This is a genomic window from Acinetobacter rongchengensis (assembly GCF_003611475.1).
GTDB lineage: Bacteria > Pseudomonadota > Gammaproteobacteria > Pseudomonadales > Moraxellaceae > Acinetobacter > Acinetobacter rongchengensis.
On the sequence record NZ_RAXT01000207.1, the window covers coordinates 1 to 434 of the forward strand.

1 pseudogene is annotated in these 434 nt (G+C 37.1%); it reads right to left on the reverse strand.

The features are described from left to right. A pseudogene (locus D7V20_RS19555) lies at window positions 1-434 on the reverse strand (IS4-like element ISAba33 family transposase); the annotation flags it as partial.

Genomic DNA, 434 nt, shown 5'->3' on the forward strand with positions numbered 1-434 from the left:
CTCTGTCTGCGAACACATTCACAATACGGTCTTTACCAAAAATGGCTATAAAGCGTTGAATCAAAGCAATGCGCTCTTTCGTATCTGAATTTCCACGTTTATTAAGCAATGTCCAAAGGATAGGTATCGCTATTCCACGATAAACGATTGCGAGCATCAGGATATTAATATTTCGTTTTCCCCATTTCCAATTGGTTCTATCTAAAGTCAGTTGCACTTGGTCGAATGAAAACATATTGAAAATCAACTGAGAAATTTGACGATAATCAAAATACTGACCTGCAAAGAAGCGCTGCATACGTCGATAAAATGATTGTGGTAAGCACTTGATGGGCAAGGCTTTAGATGCAGAAGAAAGATTACATGTTTGCTTTAAAATAATCACAAGCATGATGAGCGCAAAGCACTTTAAATGTGACTTGTTCCATTTTAGA